Source organism: Streptomyces sp. NPDC058683, from assembly GCF_042716195.1.
In the GTDB taxonomy this organism is placed as follows: Bacteria; Actinomycetota; Actinomycetes; order Streptomycetales; family Streptomycetaceae; genus Streptomyces.
The window spans coordinates 1-13,658 of the sequence record NZ_JBHXSK010000069.1; the positions used below are offsets into that span (position 1 = coordinate 1).

Sequence of the window (13,658 nt, forward strand, 5' to 3'; positions counted from 1 at the left end):
CCCGGCGCCACTCGTAGATCGTTGAGCTACGGCACCAACACGCGCGCGTCGGCTGGGTGATCGTTACCGACATCACGCTTTCAAGTTCAGTAGCGTCCTCGCAGGTATTCCGGACAGTCCCCAGCAGGCGCCGGCCCTCGGCATTGACCGGCTCACGCACGCGCACCGGTCCGGCCATGCCGAACACTCTGGCCCGAGCACCGGCCCGATACCGATCGAATGACTCCGTATTCCCCGCGGGTCAGGCGGCCGATGTGCAGTGCGAGGCGTCGCCCGCGATCGAGTAGCGCTTCCTGCCCGCGATGCCGACCGGTACGTCACCGGTGACCGCCACCCGGCGCAGGCGGCACGGCAGGCCGTTGCAGTGTCGGCGGTGTGCTCGGCCGGCAGGGTGTCGGCGATCAGCCGCAGCGAGTCGGCCACGCTCACTGTCCACGGGAGCACGTTCGGCACACCGCCCGGGCCGAGGCGCTGCTCGCCGGGCTTCCGTTCGCGACGGCGGAGTTGCGCGGCCTGCTGGGCTTCCTGGCGCGCCGGGGCCTCTGAGACGGTTCGATCGGTCCCGTCCACCTCACGTACCGGACGCCTCGGAGCTGGCCGGCCAGCGGACCGCAGCCGGTCTTTTACCGTCGGTTACCCGCAGGTCGGCGCCCGGTCATTCGCCGTTTTCCTCAAGTGTCAGGCAGGTGGCGCCGTTTGAATAAAAGGCAAGAAGGGACTCCGAGTTGCAGATTCTTTGAACAAACCGGGGAGCCTCCCGCGTACCTCTGGTTAAGAAGAGGCAGGGGTTTCAGCGAGGGATGACGATGGTCAAGGCGCATGTCTCCGCACAACAGTTGGTCGCCGGAAGGTACCGGCTCATTGAGGTCGCCGACCGCGAGCCGAATCGCATCAGCTGGTACACAGAGGACGTGCAGGCCGAGCGTCCGCGTCTGGTGACCCAGATCGCGCTGCCCGACGCCCTCACCGACGACGTGGTACGCCGGACCACCTCCCGGATCCTGCGCACCTCCGAGGTCATGGGCGCGCTGCGGCCCGGCCGGGTCGCCATGGTGATCGACGCCTTCGAGGAGGCGGGCACGCTGTGGACGGTCACGGAGCTGATCGACGGCACGCCGCTCAGTGAACTCCTCGCCCAGCAGAACACGTTCGACTTCGTGCAGGCCGCCCGGATCGGCCTCGAGGTGCTCGACGTGCTGGACGGCGCGCACGGCGAGGGCTACACGCACGGCGAGCTCAGCCCCGGCCAGATCTTCGTCCGTGACAAGGGCCCGGTGGTGATCACCGGGTTCGGCCTGGCGGGCGCGACCCTGGCCCCCCGGGTCACCGCACCGTCGTACGCCTCGCCGGAACAGGCCAGGGACGAGCGCATCGGCCCGGCCGCCGACCTGTGGGCGCTCGGCGCGGTCCTCTACACGATGGTCGAGGGCCGGCCGCCGTTCCGGGACCGCGGCCGCGCCGACGCCACGCTGAAGGGCGTGGACCGGCTGCCGCTGCGCACCCCGCTGCGGGCCGGTCCGCTGACCCAGGTCGTGCAGGGACTGCTCCGCAAGAACTCCCGGGAACGGCTGAGCAGGCCGGTGGTCCGGCAGGCGCTGACACGTGTCCTGGACGCGGACCCCGACGCGATCGGGCAGCCCGCCCCGGTACCCCGGCTGCGCGGCGCCTATGTGGCGGCGCGGGCCTCGGGGTGGAGCAGGACCACCATGATCGGGGGGACCGCGCTGGCCGTGGTGACCGTGTCGGTCGCGGTGCTCGCCGCCACCCAGGGGCTCCCGGGCGTCGGCTCGCTGGCCGGCTCGGCGCCGAGCGCCTCCGCGACGGCCACCGAGCCGGGCAACCGCACGGACGGCAACGGGCCGACCCCCTCCCCCTCTTCCCCTCCTTCTTCCGCCGCCTCTCCCTCCCCCTCTCCCTCGAAGACGTCACCCTCGCCCTCCCCGTCGGCCACGGCCGGTGCCCTCCCGGCCGGATTTCACCGCTACACCGCGCCGGAGGGCTTCTCCGTGGCACTCCCGAAGGGCTGGAAGCGCCTCGACACCTCGCGGGTCGACGACGTCGCCTACCGGGTCACCTTCGGCCCGGGCGGTGACGACCCGCGCACCCTGGCCGTCACCTACAGCACCCAGGCCGGCCCGGACCCGGTCGCCGTCTGGCGGGACGACGTGGAGCCCCAGCTGGAACAGCTGGACGGTTACCGGCGGATCGGCGAGATCAAGGCGACCACCTACCAGGGGTACAAGGCGGCGGACATGGAGTGGCTGTCGGGCACCGGCGCCGACCGGGTGCGCACCTTCGGCCGCGGCTTCCTGCTGGGCGGCGGCCGGAGCTTCTCGCTGCGTGTCACGGCCCCGGCCGCCGCCTGGGACGGCGCCGCGAACACGCTGGCGCTGAAGACCTTCCTGGCCACGTTCCGGGCGTCCGCCGACTGAGCCGCGCCCGGCTGGTCTTCGACCGTGCGGCAAACCCTGGCCAATGGGTCGATATAGGCTGCCCGTCGGTACGTATGCAGTTCGGCAGCCTTCAGGAGCGTCCTCCGTGACCCTAGCGATCGACCCGTCCGAGACGTCCAGCGCGTCCCCGGCTCCCCTGTCCGACCTCGTGGCGCGGGACGCCCGGGAGTTCGGCGCCTATGTGCGCACCGGAGGCTGGACGTTCGGGCTGATGGTGGCCCGCAGCGTGCGGCCCGGAGGGCAGGGCGCGGACGAGACACCGAAGGTGTCGGCGAAGGAGTTCGCCGAGCTGGCCGGCTGCTCCCCGGAGCGGGTGATGCGCTACTACAAGGCGTGGGACAGGGCCGCCGACGACTGTGTCGTCCCGCACTTCGAGGCGCTCGCCCCGGGCCAGGAGGTCGAACTCCCGGACTCCGACGTCTGGTTGGAGTACTACGTCTCCCGCAACAGCGCCACCTCCGAGCGAGGCACCGCCATCTCCGAGGCCGCCGAGGCCGAGGGCATCCGGCCCACCAAGGCCCTCGAAGTGGCCGAGAACCCCACCGCGCTGCGGGCCGCGATCCTCGCCGACCCCTCCACCGCCCGCGCGGCCCGCTCGGCGCTCCTGGACCGCATCAAGGAGGACCCGGACCTGCAGACGGTGCTGGCCCGTGACGTGGTCCGCACCGCCGACCTCAAGAAGGCCGTCGCCACCGAGAGCCGCTCGGCCGACCGCATCGGATACGTCCGCCAGATCGCCGAGTCCGGCCAGATCAAGACACCTGCCGGGCAGACGGTCGACGCACCCGTCGAACTGCGCCAGGAGGCGGAGCGTCATCTGTCGCTCCTCGACGAGCTGGACGAGGACGAGGACACCGGCGAGTGGGCGACCGAGGCCTACGACACCTTGAAGAACCTGGTCGTCGAGACGGTCGAGGCGGACCCCGAACTCCGCGTCCAGGAGAAGCGCACCAAGTTCTACAGCAGCCTGCAGAAGGCGACCAAGGCGTTCGAGGAGCTGACCTTCGACGACGCCCAGGACTTCTACGAGGACGACATGGTCCAGCGCCTGGAGGAGCTCCAGCAGGCCATCGGCTCGTGCCTGGTCGCACTGCGCGGCACGAAGGGCGGCTCCGGCGGTTCCGGCGGTTCCGCGGTGGATTCGGCAATGGATTCCGCAATGGATTCCGCTCACGATTGAGCGTTTTTCCTGTGAGAGGGGTACTAGAGGGCACCAAGCCGATCGTTCTCGGAGGGCTCTCGCGTGAACCCCATCGTGCACAGGACCCTGGTGGTACAGCTCCGCGAGGACGGGACCGCCCGCTGCCCCGTCCTCGCTCATCTGTCGTACGACGCCGAAGACCCGTTCGCCGTCACCGCGGTGTTCACCCTGGACGGCCGGGTGCTCGCCAGATGGCGGCTTGACCGGGAGATGCTCAACGAGGGTCTGAGGGAGCCGGTCGGGGTCGGGGACGTACGGCTGCGTCCGGTACGGCAGGGGCGCTGGAGGGAAGTGCGCATGGATTTCCTCGGCGATCCCCTGCCCGGCGGCGAACGGCATCACGCGGTGGTGTTCGCCTGGGCTCCCGCGCTGGCCTCGTTCCTGAGCGACACCTACATGGCCGTGCCGCCCGGGCGGGAAGAGATCCCGGTGGACGACCTGCTGGCGGAGATCCTCGCCACCGGCTGAGTGACCGCGCCCCCGGCTGAGTAGCCGTACTCATGTCCGGGCCCGGGCGCCGCGGCCACGATGGGGCTCCCACGACGAGGAGTCCGCCATGACCGCAGTGCACCCCGCCCCGCGCCCCGTTCCGCACCGTGTGCCGCGCCGGGTTCCGCCCGCCCTGCTCGCCGGGGTGGTGGTGGCCGGCATGGCCGTGTCGGCGTGGGGCGCCCGGGACCGTACGACCTGGTTCCTGGAGACGGTGTGGGTGCTGGTCGGCCTGCCGCTGGTGGTGCTGACCTGGCGGCGCTTCCCGCTGACGGGGCTGCTGGCCGGGCTCCTCACGGCGCACGCGCTGGTGCTCGCCGTCGGCGGCCACTACACCTACGCCGAGGTGCCGGTGGGCGACTGGGTGCGCGACACCCTCGGCCTGGACCGCAATCCGTACGACCGCTTCGGCCACCTCATGCAGGGCTTCGTACCGGCGATCCTGGCCCGTGAGCTGCTCAGTCGTACCTCACCGCTGCGCGGCAGCCGTTGGCTGGCCCCGCTGACGGTGTGCGCCTGCCTCGCCTTCAGCGCCTTCTTCGAGCTGCTGGAGTGGCTGGCGGCCGAGATCGGCGGGCACGGCGCGGACGCCTTCCTCGCCACGCAGGGCGATGTCTGGGACACCCAGTGGGACATGTTCTGCGCACTGATCGGGGCGACGGTGTCGGTGCTGCTGCTCAGCCGGCTGCACGACCGGCAGCTGCGGGCACTGGAGGCGGCTCAGCGGCTGGTGTGACGGCGCCGGGACCACAGCGGCAGGCCGTACCAGCACACCAGGTACCAGACGACGACGGCCGCGACCACCCAGGTCACCTGGCTGCCGCCGGTGGCCACCCGGAGGATCAGCACCAGCGCGGCGGCCATGGTGGCCAGCAGCAGGAACAGGCCGATCTGGGTCAGCCCGGACGCCAGCCGCACCGCCTCCGGCTTCACCTTGCGGCCGGCGACCAGCCGGTGCAGGGACACCGGGCCGATGAGGGCGCCCGTGGCCGCGGCGCCCAGGACGACGGTCACGATGTAGATCGTCTGGTCCACGTCGGACAGCTCGTCGTACTTCTGCTGGAAGACCACGGTGAGCAGGAAACCGAAGAGGATCTGCACGCCGGTCTGGGCGACGCGCACCTCCTGGATGAGTTCGCCCCACATCCGGTCGGCGCGCTCCTCCTCGGTCTCGTCGCGCCCCTGCCGCCGCTCCTGGTCGGTCATGGAGTCCGTGTAACCGTCGGGCCCGTCGTTCAAACGGCCCGGGCCGGGAGCCCGCACCGTGGCGGCGCTCCCGGTCCGGCGGGTGCTACCAGCGGTTCTCGACCTGGTCCTTGATCCGGCGGTCGTAGAGGTCGCCGATGGCGGTGACCGTCTCCGCGGGCAGTTCCGGGAGCTTGGCGGCGGCCGCGTTGGCGCGGGCCTGCTCGGCGTTGCGGGCGCCCGGGATCACCGTGGTCACACCCGGCTGCTCGATGATCCAGCGCAGGGCCAGCTGAGCCGGGGTGCAGCCCTCGGGGGCGAGCGCGGCGAACTCGGCGGCGGCCTCGACGCCCGTCGTGTAGTCGACGCCGGAGAAGGTCTCGCCCTGGTCGAAGGCCTCGCCGTGCCGGTTGTAGGTGCGGTGGTCGTCGGTCGCGAAGACGGTGTCCTTGGTGTACTTGCCGGACAGCAGACCGGAGGCGAGCGGCACCCGAGCGATGATGCCGACGCCGGCCTCCCGGGCGGCCGGGAGGACCTCGCGCAGCGGCTTCGTGCGGAACGGGTTGAGGATGATCTGCACGCTGGACACGCCCGGGCGCGCGATCGCGGTGAGCGCCTCCGCGCAGGTCTCGACGCTGACGCCGTAGGCCGCGATGCGCTCCTCCTCGACCAGGGTGTCGAGGGCGTCGAACACCTCGTCCGAGGAGTAGACCGGGGTCGGCGGGCAGTGCAGCTGCACCAGGTCCAGGCGGTCCACGCCGAGGTTGCGGCGGGACCGGTCGTTCCACGCGCGGAAGTTGTCCAGGACGTAGTTCTCCGGGATCTGGTCGACCCGGCGGCCCATCTTGGTGGCCACCAGCACATGGAGATCGGGCCTGCCGCGCAGGAAGGTGGCGATGGTCTGCTCGCTGCGCCCGTCGCCGTACACGTCGGCGGTGTCGAAGAAGGTCACCCCCGACTCGGCCGCGGCCTCCAGAACGGCGAGCGCGTCCTTCTCGTCCACGTCGCCCCAGTCGGCGCCCAGCTGCCATGTGCCGAGGCCGACGACCGATGCCCGCTGTCCCGACCTGCCGATTACACGTTCGTCCATGGCGCCAGTCTGTCATCCGCCGCCGACAACGGTGTCAGGGGCTTCCCCGGCCCCGCCCACCTGTGAATCCTTCACTCACACGGGTGATTGTGTTCGACAAAAATCGGAGAGGCGTCAACCCGGCCCTAGCGTGTCGGCGTGACTGATCGTTCAGTGAACAACTTCCCTGCCCGGGACGGCTGGAGCCGTCGGGGCTTCCTGCGGTCCGCCGCCGCGCTGGCCGCCGTACCGGTACTGCTGGCGGCGGATCCGGCCGCGGCCGCGGCCGAGCTGCCCGGCTTCCCGGCGGATGTCGCGCTGTACCGCTCGGCGTACCGCAACTGGGTCGGCGAGATCACCGCGGACGGGCTGTGGGCCTGCGCCCCGGCCGACGCGGACCAGGTGCGCACGGTCGTCGACTGGGCCTGGCGCAACGGCTGGCGGGTCCGCGCGCGTGGCTCCTCGCACGGCTGGTCGCCACTGACCGTCACGGAGGGCACGGCCGCCGACGACAAGGTGCTGCTCGTCGACACCCGGACGCACCTCACGGGGCTGTCCCTGGACTCCGGGTCACAGGTGCGGGCCGGGACCGGCGTCACCATGGAGGCGCTGCTCACCTTCCTGGAGGGCCACGGTCTCGGGCTCACGGCCACGCCCGCGCCCGGCGATCTGACGCTCGGCGGGGCGCTGGCGATCGACGCGCACGGCACCGCCGTTCCGGCCGACGGCGAGGAGCCGCTGCCCGGGCACACCTACGGTTCGCTGAGCAATCTGGTGCTGTCGCTGACAGCGGTGGTCTGGGACGGGGACGCGGGTGCGTATGTCCTGCGGACGTTCCGGCGCGCCGAGGCGGACTGCGCGGCCCTGCTCACGCATCTGGGCCGGGCGTTCGTGACCGAGGTCGTGCTGCGGGTGGGGGGCAACAGCAACCTGCGGTGTGTGAGCCGGACCGACATCCCGGCCGGCGAACTGTTCGCCGCGGCCGGTTCCGGCGGGCGGACCCTCGACGGTTTCCTGGCGCGGTCCGGGCGGGTGGAGGCGATCTGGTTCGCGTTCACGGAGTACCCGTGGCTCAAGGAGTGGAGCGTCGCCCCGGCCAGACCGCTCGCCTCACGGCATGTGACCTCGCCGTACAACTACCCGTTCTCCGACGTCGTGCCGACGGTGGTCGCCGACCTCGTGGGGCGGATGGTGTCCGACGCGGCATGGTATCTGGCGCCGGTGCTGGGCAACGCGCAGCTGGATGTGGCGGCGCTCGGGCTGGTGGCGACGCTGTCCTCGGACATCTGGGGGGCGTCGAAGAACACGCTGCTGTATCTGCGGCCGACGACGCTGCGGATCAACGCGAACGGGTACGCGGTGCTGACTCGGCGGGCCGACGTGCAGCGTGTCGTGCACGAGTTCACGTCCTTCTACCGGGAACGGCTGACCGCGTACGCCGCGTTGGGGCGGTTCCCCGTCAACGGGTCGGTGGAGATCCGGGTGACGGGGCTGGACGAACCCGCGGACGCCGAACTGGCCGGTGCGCAGGTCCCGTTGCTCTCCGCCCTGCGGCCGAGGGACGGGGCGGACACGGCGGTGTGGCTGGATGTGCTGACGCTGCCGGGGACGCCCTATGCGGAGGCGTTCTTGCGGGAGTTGGAGGTGTTCCTGTTCGAGCGGTACGAGGGGACTCGGGTGGAGTGGTCCAAGGGGTGGGCGTACACGGAGTCCGATGTGTGGAGTGACGAGGAGGTGCTCGACACGAGGATTCCGGGGTCGTTCGGGGGTGCGGTGTGGGATGCGGCGGTGGAGACGTTGGATCGCCTTGACCCACACCGGGTTTTCAGCAACGGGTTCTTGGACGGGGTGCTGGTGCGCCGTTGAAATCTGTGGGGCGGGGGGGGCTGGTCACGCCGTTCCCCGCGCCCCCAAAGGGGCGCGTTGCCGGTGCCGGAGCCTAGAAGTAGTGGCCCTCCTCCAAGTCCGCGAGCAGGCCGGGCTGTTCCGGCTTCCAGCCCACAAGCTCCCGGGTCCTCTCACTCGATGTCGGATTGTCGATCGCGGCCACCATGCCCAGCCAGCCGAAGTGGGCTTCCGCCTCCGTCGGCGGGATGCTCTTCAGGGGGACGTCGAGGCCCTCGGCGATCGCCGCGGCGATGTCCTGGAAGGGGACTCCCTGGTCGGCCGCTCCGTGCAGGGGCGTGCCCGCCGGGGCCGACTCCAGGGCCAGGCGGTACAGCCGGGCCGCGTCCAGGCGGTGTACGGCCGGCCAGCGGTTGGTGCCCTCGCCGACGTACGCGGCGACGCCCGTCCGGCGGGCGATGCCGATCAGCTGCGGCACGAAGCCCCGGTCGCCGCGGCCGTGCACCGTGGGGGCCAGGCGGACCACCGAGCTGCGTACGCCGCGCTCGGCCAGTGCGAGCGCGGCCACGTCGCAGGCGCCGCGGTGGACGCCCGGTGCCGGGGTGTCCTGCTCTGTCGCCACACCCTCGACGGCGGCGAGCATCAGAGTGCCCGAGGTGACGACGAAGGGCCGGTCCGAGCCCTCCAGAGCGGCGCCGATCGCCTCGATCACACGCAGGTCGGTCTCCACCGCCCGCGTCATGTTCCGGAAGTCCTCGTGATTGAAGGCCAGATGCAGCACGCCGTCGGTCCCGGCCGCCGCACGTGCCAGGTCCTCGGGGTCGTCGAGGCTGCCGCGGTGCACCTCCGCGCCCGCCGCCGTCAGGGCCTCGGCGGACTTGTCCGAGCGGGCGAGGGCGAGAACCCGGTGGCCGGCGCCGAGGAGTTCGGGGACGGCCGCGGAGCCGATGAAGCCGCTGCCGCCGGTGACGAATACCCGCATGGTGAGTGCTCCTTCGAGGGAGGGGTAGGTGCTTCCATCATTCGGCCGGCGGGCGACGGGCGTCCAAAGCCTGATTCGCAATGCGCAATACGTTCTGGGCATCGGTGCAGGTCGTCGCCCGTACCCTGGAGCCATGGCTGATCCCGCTTCCGCCCCTGACCTCGATCTGCGGCTCGTCCGGTACTTCACCGTCGTCGCCGAGCAGCGTCACTTCGGGCGGGCCGCCGGCGCCCTGCACATCACCCAGCCCGCGCTGAGCCGGCAGATCCAGCGGCTGGAGCAGGTGCTGGGTGCGCGGCTCTTCGACCGCACCCCGCAGGGCGCCCGGCTCACCGACGCCGGCGAGGTGTTCCTGCCACGGGCCGGGGCGTTGCTGCGGGCCGCGGGCGAGGCCGCGGCCGTGACCCGGGCCGCCGCCGAGCCCAGCCGGATCACCGTCGGGTACATCAACGGGATCTTCGTCACCCCGGCCGTGCGTGATCTGCGCCGCCGCTTCCCGGACGCCGACGTGCGCACCCTGCACCTCGACTGGAACAAGTCGCGCGAGGCCCTGCTGGCGGGGCGCGTGGACGCGGTCGTGACCCGGCTGCCGCTGCGCACCGACCGGTTGCGGGTGACGGTCCTCTACGACGAGCCGCGCGTCCTGGTGGTCTCCCTGGACCACCGGCTGGCCGGGAAGGAGTCGGTCACGCTCGACGACATCGCCGACGAGCCGCTGCCCCGGGGGAACGATCCGCTCTGGAACGCGTTCTGGCGCGTCGATCCCCGGCCGGACGGCAGCCCGGCGCCGGACGGTCCGCTGATCGGCGCGGTGGAGGACAAGTTCGAGCACGTCGCCGCAGGGCAGGCCGTGGCGATCGCGCCCTGGGTGCCCGGTGCGACCCTCCGCCCCGACCTGACCACGGTCCCGCTGTACGGCGTCGAGCCGAGCCACGTGGTCCTGGCAACTCGCGCCGGGGACAACCACCGGCTGCTGGCCGCCTTCCGCAGGTCGGCCGAGGCGCTGCTGACCGGGCCGGAGCCGGACTAGGGCGTCAACTGGGCCTGGACGGCGGGGCCGTAGCGGTCGGCGAGGTCGTCGATCGCGGAGTCGCGCAGCCGTGGGCCGCGGGCGATGCCGTACATCACGCCCAGGCCGATGAGCTGGGCGACGGCCAGTTCGGCGCGCAGTCCGGCGTCGGGGCCGGTGAGCCGGGCGGCGACGCGGTCGACCACCTGGGCACGGAAGTTGGCGCGCAGCACGTCTCCGTGGTCGCCGTGCAGGGGGGCGAAGACGATCCGCAGCAGCGGGTCGGCGCCCCGGTCGCGCTGGCCCTCCAGGACGTGCCGGACCATGTGCCGGCCCAGGTCGTCCAGGGGCGCGTCGAGCAGGGCGGCCGCGTCGGAGTCGAAGGACATCACGCGGGCGAACAGGCTGTCCTTGTTGCCGAAGTACTTCAGGATCAGCGGCGCGCTGACCCCGGCGCGCTCCGCGACGTCCTTGAGGGTGATGTCGGCGTGCGCGTGCCGGGCGAGGAGGTGGCGGGCGGCCTTGAGGATGGCGGCCTTGGTGGCCTCCGCGTCCCGGCGGACAGGCGCAGGCGCGGGGGTGGTGTCGGTACCGGTGTCGGGTCGGGTGCTCACGGCACTCATGCTCCCTCCAGCGCGCCGTCCCGGGCGCCCTGGGTGCGGGCCTGGTCGCGCGGGGCGTCGTCCGTGGCCTTGTCACCGGGTATGGACAGCGCGGCGGCACTGGCGGCGAGCGCGATGACGCCGGCCATCGCGAAGGCCAGCAGATAGCCGTGCAGTGTGGGCATCTGGGCGCTGCCGACGAGGCTGGTGTGATGGGTGAGGACGGCGGCCACGGCGGCGCTGGAGGTGGCCTGGCCGATGGTGCGCATGAGGACGTTGACGCCGTTGGCGGAGGCGGTCTGGCTCGCCGGGACGGCCCGCAGGATCAGCGTGGGCAGCGCCGAGTAGGCGAGGGTGGTGCCGGTGGCGACGACGGTGGCGCCCAGGATGATCATCCAGAGGTCGCGGCTGTCGGCGATGCGCACCACGTATCCGCAGGCGATGACCGCGGCGCCGAGGGCGAGGGTGATGCGCGGGCCGCGGGAGGCCGAGATCCGGGCGGAGAGCGGCGAGAACAGCAGCATGGTGATGCCGCTGGGGAGCAGGCAGAGGCCGGTGGCCACGATGGACAGGCCCAGGCCGTATCCGGTGGCCTTCGGCGCCTGCACCAGCTGGGCGGTGACCAGGGAGTTGGCGTAGAAGGCGAACCCGGTGAGCAGGGCGGCGACATGGGACAGGCCGACCCGGGGCCGGGACACCAGACGCAGGTCGACCAGCGGCTGCTCGGTCCGCAGCTGCTGCCACCACCACAGGGCCAGGACGAGGACGGTGGCGGCGAACAGCCCGAGGACGCGCGGGCTGCCCCAGCCCCACTGGCCGCCCTGGGAGACGCCGAGCAGCAGACAGGTCAGGCCGACGGCCAGCCCGAGCGCGCCGAGCACGTCGAACCGCCCGGGTTCGCGCACCGGTGACTCCCGGACCGCCCACCACACGGCCGCCACGCCCAGCGCTCCGAGGAGGCTGGTCAGCCAGAACATGGTGTGCCAGTCGTAGTACTGCACCACCAGCGCGGCCAGCGGCAGGCCCAGGGCGGCGCCGATGCCGACGGTGGAGCTCATCAGCGCCACCGCCGATCCCCGCCGCTCGGGCGGCAGTTCGTCACGCAGGATGCTGATCGACAGCGGTACGACGGAGGCGGCGGCACCCTGCAGGGCTCGGGCGACGATGAGCACGGTGATGTCGGACGACAGGGCGCACATCACGGAGCCCACGGTCATCAGGGCGAGCGCCCCGGTGAGCACCCGGCGCTTGCCGTACATGTCACCGGCCCGGCCGAGCACCGGGGTGAGGACGGCCCCGGCGAGCAGGGTCGCGGTGACCATCCAGGAGACGGCGCCGGCCGAGGAGTGGGTGAGCCTCGGCAGGTCCGGGAGCAGGGGGACGACCACCGTCTGCATGACGGCCATCAGGATCCCGCCGAAAGCCAGTACCGGGATGGTCAGCCGCTCCCGCAGTCGGGGCGGTGCGGCGGGCGAGCCCGAGGGGCCGGCTGTCGGGGCGGGGTGATCCATCGGCGCTCCTGCGGACGGCACAGATATGGAGGTGAATACCAATTCACCCTATCGAGTGAATGACCTTTCACCAACTCGTGCCGTCGTCAGCGGGCGCCTACGACCGGGAGTGCAGGGCGCGCGCGGCACGTGGCCCGAGCCACCGCTTGAGCCGGCGCAGCGCCTCCAGCCGCCCGGCCGCCTTGTCGATGCCGTAGTAGAGCTGCGGCGGAACGTACGGCAGCAGCGGCGAGTGGCGCTGGCCGAGCAGGGCGAACATGCGGTGTGCGGGCAGGTCGATGTAGCGGGGCAGGTTCTCGTACCACTGGGCGCTGAGGCGGGCGGCGCTCTGGGCGGAGACCAGTTCGGCCTTGCGCTGCCGCTCGTAGGCGGCGAGGGCCTGGGGTCCGGCGCCGTGCTCGCGCAGGGTGTCGGCGAGGCACATCGCGTCCTCCAGGGCGAGGGTGGTACCGGCGCCGATGGAGTAGTGGGTGGTGTGGGCGGCGTCGCCGAGCAGGACGAGGTTGCCGTGCTGCCAGGTGCGGTTGGTGAGGGTGCGGAAGGTGGGCCAGGCGGCCGCCGAGGAGCCGGTGACCAGCGGCCGGCCGTCGAGGATGCCGGTGAACAGCTTCTCCAGCAGGGCCAGTTGGTCGGCCTCGTTCAGCGTGTCGAGGCCGAGGCCGGTGAGGGTCTCGGGGGCGCACTCGATGACGCAGGTGCTGTGCCCGTCGTCGTAGGGATAGCCGTAGCACCAGACCCAGCCGTGCTCGGTCTCGGCGAAGGCGAAGGTGAAGGAGTCGAAGGCCTTGGTGGTGCCGAGCCAGACGTAGTGGTTGCGGCCCTCGGTGACCTCGGCGCCGAAGGCGTCGGCATGCCGGGTGCGCAGGGTGCTGTGGATGCCGTCGGCGGCGACGACCAGGTCGGCCTCGGGGAGGTCGTCGGGCGTGATCTCGCTCTCGAACTCCAGCCGTACGCCCAGGGACCGGGCGCGTGCGGCGAGGATCTCCAGGAGGCGGTGGCGGCCGATGCCGTGGCCCGGGTCGCCGGGCTGCCGGGTCACCTGGTCGCGGACATGGGCGACGCCCTGGTTCCAGCGGACCGAGCTCTCCTCGACGGCGCGTGCCGACTCGGGGTCGTAGGCGTGCAGCCGGTCCATCAGGGCACGCCAGTAGGTGACGCCCCAGCCGTAGGTCGAGCCCTCGGGGTTGCGTTCATGGACGGCGATGTCGTGGGACGGGTCCTGCCGCTTGAGCAGGATCGCTAGATACAGGCCGGCGGGCCCGCCTCCGACGCAGACGACCTTCACACGCACCCCTGGATTTCACCGAACGTG

The 13,658-nt window shown here is 71.9% G+C and carries 13 protein-coding genes; 7 read left to right on the forward strand and 6 right to left on the reverse strand.

Going from position 1 to position 13,658, the window contains the following annotated elements; translation table 11 throughout:
- Nucleotides 1-375 precede the first annotated feature (375 nt).
- From ACFWXC_RS46890 to ACFWXC_RS46910, 5 genes are all read left to right on the forward strand, one after another.
- A complete protein-coding gene (locus tag ACFWXC_RS46890) occupies nucleotides 376-546 on the forward strand; it encodes a hypothetical protein (protein WP_384489327.1) in 171 nt (56 codons plus the stop codon).
- Between the two features lie 254 nt (nucleotides 547-800).
- Nucleotides 801-2,432 carry a serine/threonine protein kinase gene (locus ACFWXC_RS46895; protein WP_384489329.1) on the forward strand — a complete coding sequence of 544 codons (1,632 nt, stop codon included), beginning with the start codon at nucleotides 801-803 and terminating at the stop codon, nucleotides 2,430-2,432.
- 106 nt (nucleotides 2,433-2,538) lie between these two features.
- Entirely contained in the window at nucleotides 2,539-3,633 is a 1,095-nt protein-coding gene (locus tag ACFWXC_RS46900; protein WP_384489331.1) for a hypothetical protein, read from the forward strand.
- Nucleotides 3,634-3,696: 63 nt separating this feature from the next.
- The gene (locus tag ACFWXC_RS46905; RefSeq protein ID WP_384489333.1) at nucleotides 3,697-4,122 is read left to right on the forward strand and encodes an SsgA family sporulation/cell division regulator; all 426 of its coding nucleotides are present in this window, start codon (nucleotides 3,697-3,699) and stop codon (nucleotides 4,120-4,122) included.
- Between the two features lie 88 nt (nucleotides 4,123-4,210).
- Nucleotides 4,211-4,879, forward strand: coding sequence for a DUF2238 domain-containing protein (locus tag ACFWXC_RS46910; RefSeq protein WP_384489335.1), 669 nt, complete (start codon nucleotides 4,211-4,213; stop codon nucleotides 4,877-4,879).
- On the opposite strand, the gene ACFWXC_RS46915 is transcribed toward ACFWXC_RS46910, so the two are convergent.
- The gene (locus ACFWXC_RS46915; RefSeq protein WP_384489337.1) at nucleotides 4,864-5,349 is read right to left on the reverse strand and encodes a DUF6328 family protein; all 486 of its coding nucleotides are present in this window, start codon (nucleotides 5,347-5,349) and stop codon (nucleotides 4,864-4,866) included. The genes ACFWXC_RS46910 and ACFWXC_RS46915 overlap by 16 nt on opposite strands.
- An 85-nt stretch (nucleotides 5,350-5,434) precedes the next feature.
- Nucleotides 5,435-6,418 carry an aldo/keto reductase gene (locus ACFWXC_RS46920; protein ID WP_384489339.1) on the reverse strand — a complete coding sequence of 328 codons (984 nt, stop codon included), beginning with the start codon at nucleotides 6,416-6,418 and terminating at the stop codon, nucleotides 5,435-5,437.
- Between the two features lie 138 nt (nucleotides 6,419-6,556).
- Here ACFWXC_RS46920 and ACFWXC_RS46925 point away from each other — a divergent pair, with 138 nt between their 5' ends.
- On the forward strand, nucleotides 6,557-8,263 hold the full coding sequence (locus ACFWXC_RS46925) for a cholesterol oxidase substrate-binding domain-containing protein (RefSeq protein ID WP_384489341.1): 1,707 nt from the start codon (nucleotides 6,557-6,559) through the stop codon (nucleotides 8,261-8,263).
- A 73-nt stretch (nucleotides 8,264-8,336) separates the two neighbouring features.
- Here ACFWXC_RS46925 and ACFWXC_RS46930 read toward each other — a convergent pair whose 3' ends face one another.
- Nucleotides 8,337-9,224: an SDR family oxidoreductase gene (locus ACFWXC_RS46930; protein ID WP_384489343.1), complete on the reverse strand. Its 888-nt coding sequence runs from the start codon at nucleotides 9,222-9,224 to the stop codon at nucleotides 8,337-8,339.
- A gap of 133 nt (nucleotides 9,225-9,357) precedes the next feature.
- Between ACFWXC_RS46930 and ACFWXC_RS46935 the strand changes: the two genes are divergently transcribed.
- Nucleotides 9,358-10,254, forward strand: coding sequence for a LysR substrate-binding domain-containing protein (locus tag ACFWXC_RS46935; RefSeq protein ID WP_384489345.1), 897 nt, complete (start codon nucleotides 9,358-9,360; stop codon nucleotides 10,252-10,254).
- On the opposite strand, the gene ACFWXC_RS46940 is transcribed toward ACFWXC_RS46935, so the two are convergent.
- The 3 genes from ACFWXC_RS46940 to ACFWXC_RS46950 all read right to left on the reverse strand — a co-directional run bounded on the left by ACFWXC_RS46940 (nucleotide 10,251) and on the right by ACFWXC_RS46950 (nucleotide 13,637).
- Nucleotides 10,251-10,856 (reverse strand): TetR family transcriptional regulator, encoded by a 606-nt coding sequence (locus ACFWXC_RS46940; protein WP_384489347.1) that lies wholly within the window; start codon nucleotides 10,854-10,856, stop codon nucleotides 10,251-10,253. The genes ACFWXC_RS46935 and ACFWXC_RS46940 overlap by 4 nt on opposite strands.
- The gene (locus tag ACFWXC_RS46945) at nucleotides 10,853-12,346 is read right to left on the reverse strand and encodes an MFS transporter (protein WP_384489349.1); all 1,494 of its coding nucleotides are present in this window, start codon (nucleotides 12,344-12,346) and stop codon (nucleotides 10,853-10,855) included. The genes ACFWXC_RS46940 and ACFWXC_RS46945 overlap by 4 nt, the downstream gene beginning before the upstream one ends.
- Before the next feature lie 97 nt (nucleotides 12,347-12,443).
- Nucleotides 12,444-13,637: an FAD-dependent monooxygenase gene (locus tag ACFWXC_RS46950; protein WP_384489351.1), complete on the reverse strand. Its 1,194-nt coding sequence runs from the start codon at nucleotides 13,635-13,637 to the stop codon at nucleotides 12,444-12,446.
- Nucleotides 13,638-13,658: the final 21 nt, after the last annotated feature.

Bases quoted from the DNA above. Each gene is read 5' to 3' on its own strand.
- ACFWXC_RS46895 (WP_384489329.1), top strand. From the start codon at position 801: ATGACGATGGTCAAGGCGCATGTCTCCGCACAACAGTTGGTCGCCGGA.
- ACFWXC_RS46910 (WP_384489335.1), top strand. From the start codon at position 4,211: ATGACCGCAGTGCACCCCGCCCCGCGCCCCGTTCCGCACCGTGTGCCG.
- ACFWXC_RS46915 (WP_384489337.1), bottom strand. From the start codon at position 5,349: ATGACCGACCAGGAGCGGCGGCAGGGGCGCGACGAGACCGAGGAGGAG.
- ACFWXC_RS46920 (WP_384489339.1), bottom strand. From the start codon at position 6,418: ATGGACGAACGTGTAATCGGCAGGTCGGGACAGCGGGCATCGGTCGTC.
- ACFWXC_RS46930 (WP_384489343.1), bottom strand. From the start codon at position 9,224: ATGCGGGTATTCGTCACCGGCGGCAGCGGCTTCATCGGCTCCGCGGCC.
- ACFWXC_RS46935 (WP_384489345.1), top strand. From the start codon at position 9,358: ATGGCTGATCCCGCTTCCGCCCCTGACCTCGATCTGCGGCTCGTCCGG.
- ACFWXC_RS46940 (WP_384489347.1), bottom strand. From the start codon at position 10,856: ATGAGTGCCGTGAGCACCCGACCCGACACCGGTACCGACACCACCCCC.
- ACFWXC_RS46945 (WP_384489349.1), bottom strand. From the start codon at position 12,346: ATGGATCACCCCGCCCCGACAGCCGGCCCCTCGGGCTCGCCCGCCGCA.